The organism is Klebsiella michiganensis (genome assembly GCF_002925905.1).
Lineage (GTDB): Bacteria > Pseudomonadota > Gammaproteobacteria > Enterobacterales > Enterobacteriaceae > Klebsiella > Klebsiella michiganensis.
The window spans coordinates 350423-370358 of sequence record NZ_PRDB01000006.1 but is presented as its reverse complement, the minus strand read 5'-3'; the positions used below and the strand labels follow the sequence as shown (position 1 = coordinate 370358).

The following is a 19936-nucleotide window of genomic DNA, read 5'->3' as shown; positions in this document are numbered from 1 at the left end:
TTGTCAATTTTAGGAAACGGGACCGATTATGGATAACTTGCGCTTCTCTTCTGCGCCAACAGCAGATTCCATTGATGCATCGATCGCTCAACGCTACCCGGACTGCGAACCTGTCGCAGTCATCGGCTACGCCTGCCATTTTCCTGAAGCGCCGGATGGCGAAACCTTCTGGCGAAATCTGCTGGAAGGCCGCGAATGCAGCCGACGCTTTACGCGCGAAGCGCTTCTGGCCGCCGGGCTGGATACCGCCATTATTGACGATCCTTGTTACGTCAATATTGGAACGGTTTTAGACAACGCTGACTGCTTCGATGCCACCCTGTTTGGCTATTCGCGGCAGGAAGCGGAGTCGATAGATCCCCAGCAGCGCCTGTTTTTACAGGCGGTCTGGCATGCGCTGGAGCATGCAGGTTACGCCCCGGGCGCCGTCCCCCATAAGACCGGCGTTTTCGCCTCTTCGCGGATGAGCACCTATCCCGGCCGCGAAGCCCTGAACGTGACAGAGGTCGCACAGGTCAAGGGCCTGCAGTCTCTGATGGGCAATGACAAGGACTATATAGCCACCCGCGCGGCCTACAAACTCAATCTGCACGGCCCGGCGTTATCGGTACAGACCGCCTGCTCCAGTTCGCTGGTTGCGGTCCATCTGGCCTGCGAAAGCCTGCGCGCAGGCGAATCCGATATGGCGGTAGCCGGCGGAGTGGCGCTTTCCTTCCCCCAGCAGGCGGGTTACCGTTACCAGCCCGGGATGATTTTCTCTCCCGACGGCCACTGTCGCCCTTTTGACGCCTCGGCAGAGGGCACCTGGGCCGGCAACGGTCTCGGCTGCGTGGTGCTGCGTCGCCTGAAGGACGCGCTGCTGTCAGGCGATCCGATTATCGCGGTGATCCTCTCCAGCGCGGTCAACAACGACGGAAACAGAAAAGTGGGTTATACCGCGCCGTCGGTGGCAGGACAGCAAGCGGTCATCGAAGAGGCGTTAATGCTGGCGGCCATCGACGACAGGCAGATCGGCTACATTGAAACCCACGGTACCGGCACGCCGCTGGGAGACGCGATTGAAATAGAAGCCCTGCGCAACGTCTACGCTCCCCGCCCGCCGCAACAGCGCTGCGCGCTGGGTTCCGTGAAGAGCAACGTTGGTCACCTGGATACCGCGGCGGGCATTGCCGGACTGCTGAAAACCGTTCTGGCGGTCAGTCGCGGAAAAATTCCGCCAATGCTGAATTTTCACACGCCAAACCCGGCGCTTAAGCTCGAGGAAAGCCCCTTTACCGTGCCGGTGACGGCGCAGGAGTGGCAGGACGAAGTGCGCTACGCGGGCGTCTCCTCCTTCGGTATTGGCGGCACCAACTGCCATATGATCGTCGCTTCGCTGCCCGACGAACTCAACATAAGCTACCCCGCCGCGGATGACGGCAGCAAGAGTTCCGCGCTGTTGCTCAGCGCCGCCAGCGACACCGCGTTGCGGCAGCTGGCAGCGGACTATGCCGCGGCGCTTAGGGAGAACGCGGATGCCAACAATCTGGCCTTCACGGCGTTACGCGCGCGCCGTCTCGATCTTCCCTTCCGCCTGGCGGCGCCATTAAATCATGACACCGCCGCCGCGCTCAGCGCCTGGGCTGGCGCGAAATCGACTTCGCCGGTCTATAGCGGCCACGGCGCCAGCGGCAAACAGGTGTGGCTGTTTACCGGGCAGGGTTCGCACTGGCGCACTATGGGCCAGTCTCTGTACCAGCACTCAACGGCGTTTGCCGATACGCTGGAGCGCTGTTTTGCCGCCTGTCGCGACATGCTCACGCCTTCGCTACGGGAAGCGATGTTTAATCCCGATTCAGCGCAGCTTGACAATATGGCCTGGGCCCAGCCGGCGATTGTCGCGTTCGAAATCGCGATGGCGGCCCACTGGCGCGCTGAAGGACTGAAGGCCGACTTCGCCATGGGTCACTCCGTCGGCGAATTTGCCGCTGCCGTTGTCTGCGGACACTATACCATTGAGCAGGTCATGCCGCTGGTATGTCGGCGCGGCGCGCTGATGCAGCTGTGCGCAAGCGGCGCGATGGTGGCGGTATTTGCGCAAGAAGAGGCGCTGATGCCGTTGGCCCGTCAGTTCGAGCTGGATCTCGCCGCCAACAATGGCACCCGGCATACGGTCTTTTCCGGGCCGGAAGCCCGTATCGCGGAGTTTTGCGCCGCGCTTTCGCAACACGAGATCGACTATCGTCGCCTGAGCGTAACCGGCGCGGCGCACTCCGCTTTACTTGAACCAATACTCGATCGCTTCCAGGAGGCCTGCGCGGGTCTGCTCGCCGAGCCGGGGCAAATACCGCTGATTTCCACGCTTACCGCCGAACTCATTGACGAGGCGACGCTCAACCAGGCGGATTACTGGCGCCGCCATATGCGCCAGCCGGTACGTTTTATTCAGAGTATTCAGGCGGCGCGCAAGCTCGGTGCCCGCGTTTTTGTTGAAATGGGGCCCGACGCCCAGCTGATTGCCTCCGGACAGCGCGAATACCGCGATGACGCTTACTGGATAGCCAGCGCCCGGCGTAAACAGGAGGCGAGCGCTGTCCTGAATCAGGCGCTTCTCCAGCTATACGCGGCCGGCGTCACCTTACCGTGGGCCGATCTTCTGGCAGGCGATGGGCAACGTATCTCCGCGCCATGCTATCCGTTTGCGACCGAGCGTTACTGGAAAGAACGCGCCACCTCCGCCTGCGAGCCTGCCGATGCTGTGCTTGCCGCTGGATTAGAGGTGGCCAACAGCGCCGCGACAGCGCTCGAACTCCCCCGTCTGGAGGCGCTTAAACAGTGCGCCACGCGACTGCACGCCATCTATGTCGATCGGCTGGTACAACGCTGTACGGGCGATGCGATAGATAACGGCGTGGATGCCATCACCATTATGCGCCATGGACGACTGATGCCCCGCTACCAGCAGCTGCTTCAGCGCCTGCTAAATAACTGCGTGGTCGACGGCGACTACCGCTGTGCTGAGGGGCGCTACTACCGCGCCCGCCCCATTGAACATCAGCAGCGGGAAATTCTGCTGACGGAACTCGCCGATTATTGTGAAGGTTATCAGGCTATCCCCGATACCATCGCCCGTGCCGGCGATCGGTTATACGACATGATGAGCGGCGCGGAAGAGCCGGTGGCGATTATCTTCCCGCAAGGCGCTTCCGACGGCGTAGAGGTGCTATATCAGGAATTCAGCTTTGGCCGCTATTTCAACCAGATTGCCGCCGGGGTACTACGGGGTATCGTCCAGGCGCGTCAGCCCCATCAGCCGCTGCGCATTCTTGAAGTCGGAGGCGGAACCGGCGGCACCACCGCATGGCTGCTGCCTGAACTCAAAGACGTACCGGCGCTGGAGTACCACTTCACCGATATCTCCGCACTGTTCACCCGCCGCGCGCAGCAGAAATTCGCCGACTATGACTTTGTGCATTACGACGAGCTGGATCTCGAACAAGAGGCGCAGTCTCAGGGCTTTGCGGCGCAGTCTTACGATCTTATCGTCGCGGCTAACGTGATCCATGCCACGCGCCATATCGGTCAAACCCTCGATAATCTGCGTCCCTTGCTCAAGCCGGGTGGGCGCCTGCTGATGCGCGAAATCACCCAGCCAATGCGTCTGTTTGATTTCGTTTTCGGCCCGCTGGTCCTCCCGCTACAGGATATCGACGCCCGCGAAGGCGAGCTCTTCCTCACCCCCCATCAGTGGCAGCAGCAGTGCCGCCGCGCCGGATTCTGCAAAATAGCGTGGCTTCCGCAGGACGACAGCCCGACCGCCGGTATGAGCGAACATATCATTCTCGCCACCCTGCCCGGCCAGGAGATGTCCACGTCATCAGAATCCGCGCTGGAACAGACGTTGCCGGATAACCCTGATTATCTCGCCGACTGGTCCGATTGCGCAGGTCAGCCGGAACGGTTTACCGCCCGCTGGCAGGAGGCCTGGCGGCGCCTCTCCGCGCGGCACGGCGACGATTCCCCCGTGAAACCGCCCCTCGTTACCGCCCCGCAATGGCTGGGGGAGGTGCGCTTAAGCTGGCGAAACGCAGCCTTTTCCCGCGGCGAGATGCGCGTGGAAGCCCGTCATCCAGACGGCAAGTGGCTGCCGCTGGCGCCCGACGCGCCTCTTCCTGCGCCGCAGACGCATTATCATTGGCGCTGGAGGCCCCTCAGCATCGACAGTAATAGCCGCCCGCTGGTATTCCGCCTCAGCGCCGGTACCCTTGCCTACGAAGAGGCGCTGGCGCAATACGGCATTCTTCACGATCCGCAGGCCCCTTCTGTCCTGATGATTGTCGACGAGAGCGAGGAGACGCTGGCGTTAGCGACACAGGTGAAAGAGGCGCTCACCGCCAGCCCAGGCGGCTTGATTGTCGTCACCCGCCGCGCGTGGCGAATCGAGGAAAACGAGGCGCTATCAGCGGCCCATCACGCGCTGTGGGCTATGCTTCGCGTCGCGGCCAACGAACAGCCGGAACGGTTAATCGCCGCTATCGATATGGCTGAAAACGCCTCGTGGGAAACGCTGCGTCAAGGATTAAGCGCTGTTTCATTGTCACAACGCTGGCTTGCAGCCCGGGATAATGGCTTCTGGCTCCCTTCGCTGGCGCCCAATGCGGGATGCGCCGCCGAATTACCGGCGAAGGTGTTTGCCGGCGATAACCGCTGGCATCTGGTGACCGGGGCGTTTGGCGGACTGGGCCGCCTTGCCGTGAACTGGCTCAGAGAAAAAGGGGCGCGCCGCATCGCGCTACTGGCGCCGCGCGTGGATGCGTCATGGCCAGGCGACACAGCGGACGTGGAGATTCGCGTCTGCCGTTGTGATGTGGGTGATGCCGGAGAGCTGGCCCGTGTTCTTGATGAACTGGTGACCAGCGGCGGCATTGCCGGAGCGATTCATACCGCTGGCGTATTGGCTGATGGGCCCTTGCAGGAACTCGATGACCACCAGCTGGCCGCCGTTTTCGCGGTCAAAGCGCAGGCGGCAAGCCAGCTATTACAAACGCTGGGCAACCACGACGCCCGTTATCTGATTCTCTATTCGTCCGCTGCCGCCGCCCTCGGCGCGCCAGGCCAGAGCGCCCATGCGCTGGCCTGCGGTTATCTTGACGGGCTCGCCCGGCAGTTCTCCTCCCTTGATACGCCGAAAGTGCTCTCCATCGCCTGGGGCGCATGGGGAGAAAGCGGCCGGGCGGCTACGACAGAGATGCTGACGACCCTTGCCGATCGTGGCATGGGCGCGTTAAGCGATGCCGAGGGGCGCTGGCACCTTGAACAAGCGGTGATGCGCGGCGCCGCCTGGCGACTGGCCATGCGCGTTTTCACCGACAAAATGCCCCCGCTGCAGCAGGCTCTGTTTAACGCCGCAGCAACAGAACACGCCGCGATTCCGGCCGCGACTCCCGCTGATAACCATGCTTTTCACGGTAGCATCAGCGATAAAGCGGCGGTGATGACATGGCTGAAAAATCGCATTGCGGTGCAGCTAAGACTGAACGATCCTGCTTCGCTGAACGCAGATCAGGATCTGTTACAGCTGGGAATGGACTCGCTGCTCTTTCTTGAACTCAGCAGCGATATTCAACATGACCTGGGTGTACGCATCAACGCGGAACGGGCGTGGCAGGATCTCTCGCCGCACGGGCTCACACAGCTTATCTGTTCTCAGGCAGAGACGGCGCCTGCCGTATCGCCGCCGGAAGCGTTGCAGCACGATGCCGCTGAGCGTTACGCGCCCTTCCCGTTGACGCCGATTCAGCATGCCTACTGGTTGGGCAGAACCCATCTTATTGGCTATGGCGGCGTTGCCTGTCACGTGCTGTTTGAATGGGATAAACGCCACGATGAGTTCGATCTCGCCGTACTGGAGAAAGCATGGAACCAGCTCATTGCCCGCCACGATATGCTGCGGATGGTGGTGGATGCAGATGGACAACAGCGCGTTCTGGCGACAACCCCGACGTATCGTATCCCGCGCGACGATCTGCGCGCGCTTTCCCCGCAAGAGCAGTGCCAGGCGCTGGAAAAACGGCGCCATGAACTGAGCTATCGCGTTTTACCTGCCGACCAGTGGCCGCTCTTTGAGCTGGTGGTCAGCGAAATCGACGATTGCCGCTACCGCCTGCACATGAACCTCGATCTTCTGCAGTTCGATGTGCAGAGCTTTAAAGTCATGATGGACGATTTGGCCCAGGTATGGCGCGGAGAAACGCTGCCGCCGCTCGATATCACCTTCCGCGATTACGTGATGGCTGAACAGGCGCGCCGACAAACAACAGCATGGCACGATGCCTGGGATTACTGGCAGGAAAAACTGCCGCAACTGCCTTCAGCTCCGGAACTGCCGGTGGTGGAGACTCCGCCGGAAACCCCGCACTTCACCACGTTCACTTCGACGCTTGATAGACAAGAGTGGCAGGCGGCGAAACAACGCTGGCAGCAGCAGGGCGTCACCCCCTCCGCCGCGCTGCTCACGCTGTTTGCCGCCACCCTTGAGCGCTGGAGCCGTACCACGGCATTTACGCTGAACCTGACGTTCTTCAATCGCCAGCCGATCCACCCGCAAATCAATCAGTTGATCGGGGATTTTACCTCCGTCACGCTGGTTGATTTTAACTTCTCAACGCCGCTAACGCTGCAGGAGCAGATGCAACGGACCCAGCAGCGTCTCTGGCAAAACATGGCGCACAGCGAAGTGAACGGCGTTGAGGCGATCCGCGAGCTGGGGCGCCAGCGCGGATCCCAGCGTCAACCGCTGATGCCGGTGGTGTTTACCAGCATGCTGGGGATGACGCTGGAAGGAATGGCTATCGACCGGGCAATGAGTCATCTGTTCGGCGAACCCTGCTATGTCTTTACGCAAACGCCGCAGGTCTGGCTGGATCATCAGGTGATGGAGAGCGATGGCGCGTTGACGTTTAGCTGGTACTGCATGGATAACGTGCTGGAACCGGGCGCGGCTGAAGCGATGTTTAATGACTACTGCGCCATCCTGCAGGCCGCCATTGCCACCCCTGAAGTCCTGGAGACCATGGACAGCGGGATTGCCGAACACATTCCCCGCCGCCGCTGGCCGCTGAACGCGCAGACAGACTACGATCTGCGGGATATTGAGCAAGCGGCGCAGGAATACCCCTGCATCCAACAGGCCAGAGCGGAATTAAGCGAAAATGGCGCGTTAACCCTGGATATCGTTATGACCGAGGATCCACCGCCCTCAGCGCCGTTACATGATGAGCACGATCTCGCCTCACTGGCGCTGCCGTTGCCTGAACAGACGCAACTTGACGAGCTGGAAGCGACCTGGCGCTGGCTGGAGGCGCGTGCGCTGCAGGGGATTGCCGCAACGCTATATCGCCACCGTCTGTTCACCACCCCGGAGGTTGCCCACCCATTTGGCAAAATAGTACAGGCGTTGGGCGCGCAAGCGTCACACCGGCGCCTGCTACGCCAGTGGCTGCAGTGTCTGGCGGAAAGAGAATGGTTAGTGCGCGAGGGGGATAGCTGGCGCTGCCGCATTCCGCTCAGCGAAATTCCCGAACCTCACGAAGCTTGCCCGCAAACCCACTGGAGCCAGGCGCTGGCGCAGTATCTTGTCGCCTGCATCGCCCGGCACGACGACCTCTTCTCCGGGCAGTGTTCGCCGCTGGAACTGCTGTTCAACGAGTCGTTGCGCGTAACCGACGCGCTGTATCGCGAAAACCCCGCCAGCGCTTGTCTGAATCGCTATACCGCGCAGATTGCCGCCCTTTGCGGCGCAGAACGGATCCTCGAGGTGGGCGCCGGAACCGCAGCCACCGCGGAACCGGTGCTGAAGGCCACGCGAAACACGCGGCTGTCATACCACTTCACGGATGTCTCCGCGCAGTTCCTCAACGACGCCCGAACCCGTTTCCACGATGAATCGCGGGTGTCTTACGCCTTATTCGATATCAACCAGCCGCTGGATTTTACCGCCCACCCCGAGGCGGGTTACGACCTGATTATTGCCGTCAACGTGCTTCACGACGCCAGCCATGTCGTACAGTCGTTGCGCCGATTAAAGCGGTTGCTGAAAGCCGGCGGACGTCTGCTGATCGTGGAAGCGACGGAACGAAACAGCATATTCCAGCTGGCGAGCGTCGGCTTTATCGAAGGGTTAAGCGGATACCGCGATTTCCGCCTCCGGGATGAAAAACCTATGCTCACCCGTTCGGCGTGGCAGGAAGTGCTTGTGCAGGCCGGTTTTGCCAACGAACTGGCCTGGCCGCCGCAGGAATCGTCGCCGCTGCGCCAGCATCTGCTGGTCGCACGTTCGCCTGGGGTGAATCGCCCGGATAAAGCAGCCGTGAGCCGCTATCTGCAGCAGCGTTTTGGCGCCACCCTGCCCGCGTTGCAGATCCGGCAGCGAGAAACGTTATTTACTCCGCTATCGGCCCCACCTGACGCACAGATTGCGCCAGCCGAATCGACACCGAGCTCCGGGGGAGATCCGGCGCTGGAAAAACAGGTCGCTGAACTCTGGCAAACGCTGCTGTCTCGCGCCGTGGCCAGACATCACGACTTTTTCGCGCTGGGCGGCGACAGCCTGATGGCGACAAGGATGGTCGCGCAGTTGAACCGCAGAGGGATTGCCAGCGCCAGCCTTCAGGATCTGTTCACCCATTCAACGCTCAGCGACTTCTGCGCCCATCTGCAGTCCTGTTCGTCGGGAGAGGAGAATCCTGTGCCCATTTGCCAGGGCGGTGGCGACGAAACGTTGTTTGTTTTCCATGCTTCAGACGGCGATATCAGCGCCTGGCTGCCGCTCGCCAGCGCGCTGAATATGCCCGTTTTCGGCCTGCAGGCAAAATCGCCGCAGCGTTTTGCCACGCTTGATCGGATGATCGATGAGTATGTCGCGAGTATCCGCCGCCAGCAGCCGCACGGCCCTTATGTTCTGGCGGGTTGGTCGTATGGCGCTTTTCTTGCGGCGGGCGCCGCGCAGCGACTGGATGCCAAAGGCGAGCAGGTACGGCTGGCGTTAATCGATCCCGTGTGTCGACAGGATTTTCGTTGCGCAAACCGGACGGCCCTGCTGCGGCTGTTAGCCGAAGGAGATACGCCGCTGGCGCTGCCGGAACATTTCGATCGGCTGACGCCCGACCGCCAGCTTGCCGATTTTATCGACCTTGCCAGAACGGCGGGAATAATGGCGCAAAACCTGACGCTGCAGGCGGCGGAAGCGTGGATCGACAACATCGCGCATCTGCTGCGCTTACTGACCGAGCATACGCCGGACGAAACCGTTCCGCTCCCCTGTCTCATCGTGCATGCCGCGATGAGACACGCGCGCTGGACGCCAGCGGAAACCGAATGGCAAACCTGGATAGACCGCGCCGACAGCTATGCGATTAAAGCCAGCCATTGGCAAATCATGCTGGAGCCCCCCCACGTTCAGACCTGTGCGCAGCATATAAAGCGCTGGCTCGGCGCAACCTCAACGCAACCGGAGAACACGTTATGATGCCGTCCGCCGCCCCTAAGCAACGCGTACTGATTGTGGGCGCTAAATTTGGCGAAATGTACCTCAACGCCTTTATGCAGCCCCAGGAGGGGCTGGAACTGGTTGGTCTTCTGTCCCAGGGAAGCGCGCGATCGAGAGAGCTGGCCTATGCGTTTGGAATCCCGCTGTATACCTCGCCGGAACAGATCGCCGAGATGCCGGATATCGCCTGTATCGTCGTGCGCTCAACCGTCGCCGGCGGGAGCGGAACCCAGCTTGCCCGGCACTTTTTGACCCGCGGCGTGCACGTGATTCAGGAGCATCCCCTCCACCCGGATGACGTCCGTTCTTTACAAGCGCTGGCGCAGGAACGGGGCCGCTGCTATTGGGTCAACACGTTTTATCCGCACGCGCGTGCGGGTCGCGCCTGGCTCGGGGATGCGCAGCGGTTACGTCGCAGCCTGGATCAGGCGCCGTCGGTTGCTCACGCTACCACCAGCCGACAGTTGCTCTACTCCACGCTGGATTTGTTGTTGCTGGCGCTAGAGGTTGATGCCGCCAGCGTGGCGTGCGAAGTGGTCGGTAGCTTTAGCGACTTTCACTGTCTGAGACTTTTCTGGCCGGCGGGAGAAGCCTGTCTGCTACTTCAGCGCTATCTCGATCCTGACGATCCTGATATGCACAGCCTGATTATGCACCGTTTGCTGCTGGGCTGGCCGGAAGGTCATCTTTCGCTGGAGGCAAGCTACGGCCCCGTGGTCTGGTCATCCAGCCTGTTTGTCGCAGAACATCAGGCGAATGTTCGTAGTCTCTACCGCAGGCCGGAGATCCTGCGCGACCCGCCGGGTCAGACGCGCAGCGCGGCTCCCCTGAGCTGGCGTGATTGCTGTGAAACCGCCGGACCGGAGGGGGTCGGCAGGTTGCTACAGCAGCTGCGCTGCCATCTGGGGGGTGGAAATCTGCCGGCGGCCTGCCACTCCGCTCATCAGCTCGCGTTATCACATTTATGGCAGCAGATTTTACGTGAGACCGGCCATGCGGAGATCCGACATCTGACGCCGCCGCGTCACGACCGGTTACCGGCTTTCTACCGCCACGATGAGGAGTCCCGGTGATGCAATCTGCCATGTGTATACCGTTATGGCCCGCCCGCAACGCCAGTACGGCGCATCTGGTGATGTGCCCCTTCGCGGGCGGCAGCAGTAGCGCGTTTCGCCGCTGGCGAGACCACCCCATGGCGGAGATCGCGCTTTCCCTGGTGACCTGGCCGGGGCGCGATCGCCTGCGCCATCTGGCGCCGCTCAGCAGCATTACGCAACTGGCGTCGCTGCTGGCGGACGAACTGGAAGAGAGCGTATCGCCTGACGCCCCGCTTTTACTTGCCGGGCACAGCATGGGCGCGCAGGTGGCGTTTGAAACCTGCCGGCTTCTGGAACAACGGGGGCTTCCCCCACAAGGGCTGATTATTTCCGGCTGCCATGCCCCTCATCTGCATTCCCGGCGCAGGCTCAGCGACCGCGAAGATGCCGACTTTATCGCTGAACTGATCGATATCGGCGGATGTTCGCCTGAACTACAGGAAAACAAGGAACTACTGTCGCTATTTCTTCCTCTTCTGCGCGCTGATTTTTACGCTACTGAGCACTATCACTACGACTCGCTCGACGATTTTCCGCCGCTGTACACGCCTGCGCTGCTCGTGTGCGGCAGCCGCGATCGTGAAGCCTCCCGGCCGGAGATGGAGGCCTGGCGTCCGTGGCTGAACCATATCGCAGGCGAGGTGGTGATTGACGGCGACCATTTTTATCTGCTGCAACAATCCAGGGCCTTTTTTACGCAGATTATTCACCATTTTCCCTACGTATTTTCTGCGACGACCGCTTTGCAAAATCGGTCCTGCACTTCAGAAAGGTGACGCATGCACTCTTCCTTTGATTCTCTGATAAAACAGTATCCCTTCCCCATTGCTGAACAGCTGCGCCACTGGGCGGCTCGCTATCCCTCGCGAATTGCTGTCGTTGATGCCAAAGGCTTGCTGACCTACAGCGCGCTCGATCTTCGGGTCGATGAGCTTGCTGCAGGGTTATACTCGCTGGGTTTGCGTCCGGGAGAACATGTGCTTATCCAACTCCCCAACGGCAACGCATTTGTGATCCTGCTGTTCGCGCTGTTAAGACTGGGCGTTATCCCTGTTCTGGCGATGCCCTCGCAGCGGGCGCTGGATATTGACGCGCTGATGGCGCTGGCGCAACCGGCCGCTTATGTGATTCACGGAGAAAGCCACGCAGACCTGGCCCGCCAGATGGCGCGCAAACACGCCTGCCTGCGGCAAGTTCTGGTCGCAGGTGAGACCGAAGGCGACGATTTTACGCCGCTCTTCTCGCTGCGCGGCGAACGGCAGGCGTGGCCGCAGCCCGATGCTGCCGGCACCGCGCTGCTGCTGCTCTCAGGCGGCACCACCGGGACGCCAAAGCTTATCCCGCGACGGCACGCTGACTATAGCTATAACTTCAGCGCCTCCGCCGAACTGTGCGGCCTTAAGCCACAGAGCGTGTATCTCGCTGTCCTCCCCGTGGCGCATAACTTTCCGCTGGCCTGCCCCGGTATTCTGGGAACCCTTGCCTGCGGCGGAAAAGTGGTATTGACCGACAGCGCCAGCTGCGATGAGGTGATGCCTTTAATCGCTGAACAAGGCGTGACCCACGTCGCCCTGGTACCGGCGCTGGCGCAGCTCTGGGTGCAGGCCAGAGAGTGGGAAGACAGCGATCTCTCTTCGCTACGCGTCATTCAGGTGGGCGGCGCCCGGCTTGACCCAACGCTTGCTGAGCAGGTTATCTCGACGTTTGATTGCCCCCTGCAACAGGTATTCGGTATGGCGGAAGGCTTGCTCTGCTTTACCCGGTTGGACGATCCTATGGCCACCGTTCTCCACAGCCAGGGGCGCCCTATGTCTCCCCTGGATGAAATTCACGTCGTTGACGAAGAGGAGAACGACGTTGCGCCCGGCGAAACAGGACAGTTATTAACGCGCGGTCCTTATACTATTACGGGCTATTATCGCGCTCCCGAGCACAATGCGCGGGCCTTTACCGCGCAAGGATTTTACCGTACGGGCGACAATGTCAGGCTCGATGAGGCGGGAAATCTGTACGTTGAGGGGCGTATAAAAGAGCAGATCAACCGCGCCGGAGAGAAAATAGCCGCTGCGGAAGTGGAATCGGTGCTGATGCGTCTGGAAGACGTAAAGGATTGCGCCGTGGTCGCCGCGCCGGACAAGCTGCTTGGCGAGCGGATATGCGCGTTTATCATCGCGCAACGCACTCCCTCTGACTATCAACAGCTGCGTCAAAAGCTGGTCCGAATGGGGATCAGCGCGTGGAAGATTCCCGATCAAATTGAGTATCTGACCCACTGGCCGCTCACCGCCGTCGGCAAGGTAGATAAAAAGCGCCTGACGGCGCTCGCCATTGAGCGTTATCGCCATTCAGCCCAATAAGCGCCCCGCTACCCGAAACAGGTGGAAATAAACCCGTTTCGGGTAGCAGTGCAATTAGAAATAGTTATCATTTTCAATTCACCATTATCGGTATTTTGGCGTCTCGCCGTTTTTCAGGGATTCATAACAATGAAAATGACACGGTTTTATCCTCTGGTTCTGGGGGGATTTTTACTCCCGGCCGCTGCTCATAGCCAAACCTCACAGCAAGACGAAAGCACGTTGGTGGTCACCGCCAGCAAACAGTCTTCCCGCTCGGCATCAGCCAATAATGTCTCTTCTACCGTTATCAGCGCGACGGAGTTAAGCGACGCGGGCGTTACCGCCAGTGACAAACTCCCCAGAGTGTTGCCTGGGCTGAATATTGAAAATAGCGGCAACATGCTTTTTTCAACGATCTCCCTACGCGGCATCTCTTCGGCCCAGGACTTTTATAACCCCGCCGTTACCCTGTATGTCGATGGCGTCCCGCAGCTTTCGACCAACACCATCCAGGCGCTGACCGATGTGCAGAGCGTGGAGCTGCTGCGAGGACCGCAGGGCACCTTATATGGCAAAAGCGCCCAGGGCGGGATCATTAACATCGTCACCCAGCAGCCGGACAGCACGCCGCGCGGCTATATTGAAGGCGGCGTCAGCAGTCGTGACAGTTATCGAAGCAAACTCAACCTGAGCGGCCCGATTCAGGATGGCCTGTTATACGGCAGCGTGACCCTTTTACGCCAGGTTGATGACGGCGAGATGATTAACCCCTCGACCGGTAGCGATGATTTAGGCGGTACCCGCGCCAGTATCGGGAATGTGAAACTGCGTCTGGCGCCGGACGACCAGCCCTGGGAAATGGGGTTTTCCGCCTCGCGCGAATGCACTCGCGCTACACAAGATGCCTACGTGGCATGGAATGATCTCAAGAGCCGTACGCTGTCTCTCGGCGAGGGTTCACCGGACCCGTACCTACGGCGCTGTACTGACAGCCAGACGCTGAGCGGTAAATACGCTACCGATGACTGGGTTTTCAATCTGATCGGCGCCTGGCAGCAGCAGAATTATTCCCGGACCTTCCCTTCCGGCTCGTTGATCGTCAATATGCCCCAGCGCTGGAACCAGGATGTGCAGGAGCTACGCGCCGCCACCCTCGGCGATACGCGTACCGTGGATATGGTATTTGGGTTGTACCGGCAGAACACCCGCGAAAAGCTAAATTCCGCCTACGATATGCCGACGATGCCCTATTTAAGCAGCACCGGCTATACCACCGCTGAAACCCTTGCCGCCTACAGCGATCTGACCTGGCATTTAACCGAACGTTTTGACATCGGCGGCGGCGTGCGTTTCTCGCATGATAAAGCCAGCACGCAGTATCACGGCAGCATGCTGGGAAACCCATTTGGCGACCAGGGTAAAAGCAATGACGACCGGGTACTCGGACAGATCTCCGCAGGCTATCTGCTGACCGGCGACTGGCGAGTATATACCCGCGTCGCCCAGGGATATAAACCTTCCGGATACAATATCGTGCCTACCGCAGGTCTTGATGCCAAACCGTTCAACGCGGAAAAATCCATCAACTATGAAATTGGTACCCGATACGAAACCGCCGACGTCACGCTGCAAGCCGCCACCTTCTATACCCACACCAAAGATATGCAGCTCTACTCTGGCCCGGTCGGAATGCAGACCTTAAGCAACGCGGGGAGAGCCGACGCCACCGGCGTTGAGCTGGAAGCGAAATGGCGGTTTGCCCCCGGCTGGTCATGGGATATCAATGGTAACATGATCCGTTCCGAATTCACCAACGACAGCGAGCTGTACCACGGCAACCGGGTGCCGTTCGTACCGCGTTACGGCGCGGGAAGCAGCGTGAATGGCGTGATTGATACGCGCTATGGCGCACTGATGCCCCGGCTGGCGGTTAATCTGGTGGGGCCGCACTATTTCGATGGCGACAACCAGCTGCGCCAAGGCACTTACGCCACCCTTGACAGCAGCCTGGGCTGGCAGGCCACGGAACGGATGAATATTTCCGTCTATGTCGATAATCTGTTCGACCGTCGTTACCGTACCTATGGATATATGAACGGCAGCAGCGCCGTCGCGCAGGTTAATATGGGCCGCACCGTCGGTATCAATACGCGAATTGATTTCTTCTGATCCAACGATACAGGGATGTAATAATCGCATCCCTGTCATCACCGAATTTAACTCGTTGATGGGCTTTGTTGAATAAATCGAACTTTTGCTGAGTTGAAGGATCAGATCACGCATCTTCCCGACAACGCAGACCGTTCCGTGGCAAAGCAAAAGTTCAAAATCACCAACTGGCCCACCTACAATAAAGCCCTCATCAACCGTGGCTCCATAACTTTCTGGCTGGATGATGAAGCTATTCAGGCCTGGTATGAGTCGGCAACGCCTTCATCACGGGGAAGACCTCAGCGCTATTCTGATCTCGCCATCACCACCGTTCTGGTCATTAAACGCGTGTTCAGGTTGACCCTGCGGGCTGCACAGGGTTTTATTGATTCCATTTTTACACTGATGAATGTTCCGTTGCGCTGCCCGGATTACACCAGTGTCAGCAAGCGCGCAAAGTCGGTTAATGTCAGTTTCAAAACGTTCACCCGGGGTGAAATCGCGCATCTGGTGATTGATTCCACCGGGCTGAAGGTCTTTGGTGAAGGCGAATGGAAAGTCAAAAAACACGGCAAAGAACGCCGTCGTATATGGCGAAAGTTGCATCTGGCAGTTGACAGCAACACACATGAAATCATCTGTGCAGACCTGTCGCTGAACAATGTGACGGACTCAGAAGCCTTCCCGGGTCTTATCCGGCAGACTCACAGAAAAATCAGGGCAGCATCGGCAGACGGCGCTTACGACACCCGGCTCTGTCATGATGAACTGCGGCGTAAGAAAATCAGCGCGCTTATCCCACCCCGAAAAGGCGCGGGTTACTGGCCCGGTGAATATGCAGACCGTAACCGTGCAGTGGCTAATCAGCGAATGACCGGGAGTAATGCGCGGTGGAAATGGACAACAGATTACAACCGTCGCTCGATAGCGGAAACGGCGATGTACCGGGTAAAACAGCTGTTCGGGGGTTCACTGACGCTGCGTGACTACGATGGTCAGGTTGCGGAGGCTATGGCCCTGGTACGAGCGCTGAACAAAATGACGAAAGCAGGTATGCCTGAAAGCGTGCGTATTGCCTGAAAACACAACCCGCTACGGGGGAGACTTACCCGAAATCTGATTTATTCAACAAAGCCTCGTTGACGTCAGGAGAACGCCCGGGACAACCCCAGCCAGCAACAAAACCTATATTGTCACTGGCCGGCCTTGAAGATAATTCCATCGGCCTGCTGCTGCCGAAGGAATTCAGCGCTTACTTCGCCGGAATAATCAGCACCTGGCCCGGATAGATTTTATCGGGATGCGTCAGCATCGGTTTGTTGGCTTCAAAAATACGTTGGTAGTCATTAGCAGAGCCATACATCGCTTTAGAGATGGCGCTCAGGGTGTCGCCGGATTTCACCGTATAATAACGACTTTCCGCCCCGCTTTGCGTCACCTTCACGCTGTCATTAACCTGACCAACGCCGGTGACGTTACCTACCGCCACCAGAATTTTTTCCTTATCTTCTTGCGAACCGACATCGCCGGTAACCGTCGCGGTGCCGTCGTCCGCAACATCAATATTGACCTTTTCGGCACCAGGCAGATTAAGACCATCAATATGTTTTTTCAGCTTGTCGGCCTTATCTTCCTTGCTGCCGCCGGAGACGGCGTCCCATATTTTCTCGCCCGCTTCTTTGACAAAATTTAATAATCCCATCGTTCCATACCTCCATTACTGTTTCACGATCAAATATTCATCAGACCGGTTAAGCCCATTTCCAGGATGTCGGTTCTGCTACCCAAGAGCGGCAACCGCCTGAAGCAGCACAACCTGCCATCAAAGTATAATCAATAAGCGTCAACGTGCAGGATATTTGCCCGGATACGGCAGGAAAATCGGTACTCTGCCCAGTGGGCATGACATAAAATCAGGCGTTAACCCGCAGTGATGGCGAAAACGGCTCAGGTCGGGACAATCAGCTGCAGGCCTGGATAGCGCTGCAGCCAGCGTTTTTCCGCGACGCGCTGGCTGAAAATAGCCAGCTTATGCTGCGCAAATACCGGCGTGGGCCGCAGACGGAGTGCAAACAGATCGTCCAGCCCGTAGGGCGCAATAACCTCAATAAGCCCTGAACGTCCCATTCTGACCGCGATAGCCGTCGCCGTTTCAGGCCAGTACAGCAACGCATTCTCCGTGGAGTGATAAGGTTTATTACCGTTACGTTGATGCATTCTGGCCTGATTCTTCACCGACCAGTTAAAGGCGGATGATTGCTGGCTCAGCCTCTCTTCCAGCGCCCTATCGTCGGCGGCGCTGCCGCTTTTCGCGTCGAACCAGACAACATCCACATCACCCGAAACTGGCCTTTGCCCGTAGCCGTGCAGATGATCCCAGACCGCATCTCTGACAAAGCCGGCGCCAATCCAGCCATCGCTGAGTTCCAGCGCCTGAACGGCGTACAGCGCGTTCATTCTTATCGGGTCGTTTAACAACACGCTTTGTAAGAGGTCCTGATATTTCATGGTTTCCCTGTAAACGGCGATCGGTCCGCTAAGTGTATCAGCGTTCAGGAGGCGCCGCTTCAGGCGCCCCCTATTATTGGGGTCAGTTTGGATATCGAAAATTATTTTACGTTTTAACCACTTAGATGTGAGAAAACCGCTCTCTGAGCGGATTTTCGTATCCCGATGAGCGATGCTGATAGCTCCTCTCAAACGATCTTAAGAAGATCCTTCTGAATCTTTGATCGTGATAGTGTAGGTTTTGTCGAAATCGCCTGATTTTGAAAGCATTCCGCCACCTAAGCCGCCATGTACTCGTACTTTAACTATACCTGCTTTTGTTGGTATCCCTCTAATCTGGATGCAATTATTGAATTCATCATCATCACAATACTGTAGGTGGAGACCTAAATTATCTGGATGAATATCTCCTGCAATGACCTGCTTACCATAAATATCATAAGAAAGAACTATTCCGCCAAATATATTTATTTGGTTATAGTAGGGAGTGCCAACAATTGCATCATTAAGAATCTCCCCTTCTGGAGTAAATTCTGCCTGTAACGAACAGGCGGAAAGTAAAAGTAAAGATAAAACAAAAAATATCTTCCCCATGTTTATTTTAATGGTTTAAAAACCATCCCTCCAAAAAATCTCTTGATAAAAAATTGCAAATCTTTTTTAGGTTTTATCCAATTTCTTTGTTTTCCCCAAGAAAACAATTCCAAACTAATATATCCGTTGGGATCTTGTGTGACTGAACCATTCCAGACAACCCAGTGTGTAGGTAAAATTGTTTTATTTGTACTATTTACAAGAACTCCATCGTTTATTAACGTAACGACTTTATAGCCTCGCTCAATATATTGATTTAAATCTCTGATTCCCTGGACACCCGCCTGAGTGATCCCTACATTACTAAAGACTTTTTCATAACCGGCCTTTTCAAACCATTCCGTCAGTGTTTGCCACATTGTGATGCCAGCCACTGGCGAATCAAGAGCATCAAAGCTCAGCATGGTATTCTCTGAATCCCTGAGCCCAGCTAGTGTCATCCAGTCAGTACCGGCTATCTTTGGCCTGCCATCATCATAGTAAAATGCACCTGTAGGGTGACGACAGCCTTCACCAGGTGAGATGATTAAGTCACCTATTTTAGTTTTCCCGTACCGCCAAAGTTCACGGGCAGCTTGCGCATACACATCGGGGCGATCCTTTTGCAAACAGTAAAAAAATGCAGCAGGCCCACATACACTTGCTGCTATTTGATTAGGGAAATCAAATCCGTTAAATCTTTCATCTATTTGACGTTCTATTAAATTTTTATCAAAAGGGTCTCTGGGATTGCCAATGGGGTATTCCTTTGCAATAAATGGACGTTCCGGGATGGTGATTTTAATCTGCTTTGTTTCGCCCCCTGACTCTCAGGTTTCATTGTCCCTTTTGACTCAAAATAACAGGGGTTCTCCCGCTTCACCGGAGACCAGGCTTTGCCCGACGCAAATTCTTCCAGCGTGTACATCTTAGTGAACGGAACAGGCGTTACGCAGTGCGTATGCAACATGGTTTTTCGGTAAAGATTCATTTCCATAATATAAATTGTCGAGAGTGACTCATTTATATTTCCGGTCATGTGACTTTGTGTTTCATAATTTCCCAGAAACGGCTGTTGCTTCACATCCACAAGGGGCGATTTATTCCTGCTGGAGTCCATGCGATAAATGCACAGGTCATATAACAAAGCATCAGCCGGGACATTAGAGTTAATACGGGTACTGAGATAGTAAACAGCCATAATTAATCCATTAATATATGCAGGTTAATATTTTCAGCAGATTCAGCATAATGCCATCCGGTAACCCCGTGTTCATCGGTAACACCAGCTTCAGAACGTCCGTCCGGGAACATCAGAGTGTAGCGGCAACCAGCCATTAGCTGGCCATCGTCACCGGCGCACTGAAAGCGAATACAGTTCCGGGCACCGGAATCCTGTGCCTGTTGCGCCGGGACAGGGGACTGACTGGTATTGCGGGAGGTCAGAGAGCCGGTGTCTGTGCTGGTATACTGCGTGGCTGAACCGTACACGTAGTGATCTGGGCAATGGCACAGCACTCTGTCACCTGTGGCCGCATACGCTTTGCCTTCTTCTGCCCAGTCCTGCGCGGAGGCCAGAATTTCAAAATACCCGTTACATTTGCTGCATGATGCCTTGTCGCCGGTCCGGGCTATTGCTTTACTTCCTTCAAACCAGGACGCAGTCGCTGAAATGATTTCTCCGTAACTCGTTTTATCACCCAAACAGGCCAGTGCTCTTGCCATTATTAATCCCTCAATAT

12 protein-coding genes are annotated in these 19936 nt (G+C 57.4%); 6 read left to right on the top strand and 6 right to left on the bottom strand.

Annotated elements, in window-relative coordinates; all coding sequences use genetic code 11:
* The first annotated feature begins 28 nt into the window (after positions 1-28).
* The 6 genes from irp1 to CDA56_RS16065 all read left to right on the top strand — a co-directional run bounded on the left by irp1 (position 29) and on the right by CDA56_RS16065 (position 16193).
* Positions 29-9505 carry a yersiniabactin polyketide synthase HMWP1 gene (irp1, locus tag CDA56_RS16095; RefSeq protein WP_103814400.1) on the top strand — a complete coding sequence of 3159 codons (9477 nt, stop codon included), beginning with the start codon at positions 29-31 and terminating at the stop codon, positions 9503-9505.
* Positions 9502-10599 carry a Gfo/Idh/MocA family oxidoreductase gene (locus CDA56_RS16090; protein WP_103814398.1) on the top strand — a complete coding sequence of 366 codons (1098 nt, stop codon included), beginning with the start codon at positions 9502-9504 and terminating at the stop codon, positions 10597-10599. The genes irp1 and CDA56_RS16090 overlap by 4 nt, the downstream gene beginning before the upstream one ends.
* A complete protein-coding gene (locus CDA56_RS16085; RefSeq protein ID WP_103814396.1) occupies positions 10596-11399 on the top strand; it encodes a thioesterase II family protein in 804 nt (267 codons plus the stop codon). The genes CDA56_RS16090 and CDA56_RS16085 overlap by 4 nt, the downstream gene beginning before the upstream one ends.
* Before the next feature lie 3 nt (positions 11400-11402).
* Positions 11403-12980 carry a yersiniabactin biosynthesis salycil-AMP ligase YbtE gene (ybtE, locus tag CDA56_RS16080; protein WP_103814394.1) on the top strand — a complete coding sequence of 526 codons (1578 nt, stop codon included), beginning with the start codon at positions 11403-11405 and terminating at the stop codon, positions 12978-12980.
* A 129-nt stretch (positions 12981-13109) separates the two neighbouring features.
* The gene (gene fyuA, locus CDA56_RS16075; RefSeq protein WP_103814392.1) at positions 13110-15131 is read left to right on the top strand and encodes a siderophore yersiniabactin receptor FyuA; all 2022 of its coding nucleotides are present in this window, start codon (positions 13110-13112) and stop codon (positions 15129-15131) included.
* A 93-nt stretch (positions 15132-15224) separates the two neighbouring features.
* Positions 15225-16193 carry an IS5 family transposase gene (locus CDA56_RS16065; protein ID WP_023279773.1) on the top strand — a complete coding sequence of 323 codons (969 nt, stop codon included), beginning with the start codon at positions 15225-15227 and terminating at the stop codon, positions 16191-16193.
* A gap of 172 nt (positions 16194-16365) precedes the next feature.
* Here CDA56_RS16065 and lysM read toward each other — a convergent pair whose 3' ends face one another.
* From lysM to CDA56_RS16040, 6 genes are all read right to left on the bottom strand, one after another.
* Complete coding sequence (lysM, locus tag CDA56_RS16060) at positions 16366-16815, bottom strand: peptidoglycan-binding protein LysM (RefSeq protein ID WP_025106332.1); 450 nt, start codon at positions 16813-16815, stop codon at positions 16366-16368.
* A 245-nt stretch (positions 16816-17060) separates the two neighbouring features.
* Positions 17061-17621: a nucleotidyltransferase family protein gene (locus CDA56_RS16055; RefSeq protein WP_048252239.1), complete on the bottom strand. Its 561-nt coding sequence runs from the start codon at positions 17619-17621 to the stop codon at positions 17061-17063.
* Positions 17622-17819: 198 nt separating this feature from the next.
* The gene (locus CDA56_RS16050; protein WP_032694979.1) at positions 17820-18215 is read right to left on the bottom strand and encodes a hypothetical protein; all 396 of its coding nucleotides are present in this window, start codon (positions 18213-18215) and stop codon (positions 17820-17822) included.
* A 2-nt stretch (positions 18216-18217) separates the two neighbouring features.
* The gene (locus CDA56_RS31270; RefSeq protein ID WP_242446369.1) at positions 18218-18802 is read right to left on the bottom strand and encodes a hypothetical protein; all 585 of its coding nucleotides are present in this window, start codon (positions 18800-18802) and stop codon (positions 18218-18220) included.
* Positions 18803-18915: 113 nt separating this feature from the next.
* Positions 18916-19395 carry a hypothetical protein gene (locus CDA56_RS31265; RefSeq protein ID WP_242446368.1) on the bottom strand — a complete coding sequence of 160 codons (480 nt, stop codon included), beginning with the start codon at positions 19393-19395 and terminating at the stop codon, positions 18916-18918.
* Between the two features lie 2 nt (positions 19396-19397).
* Positions 19398-19919: a PAAR domain-containing protein gene (locus CDA56_RS16040; protein WP_071846111.1), complete on the bottom strand. Its 522-nt coding sequence runs from the start codon at positions 19917-19919 to the stop codon at positions 19398-19400.
* Between the last annotated feature and the right edge of the window lie 17 nt (positions 19920-19936).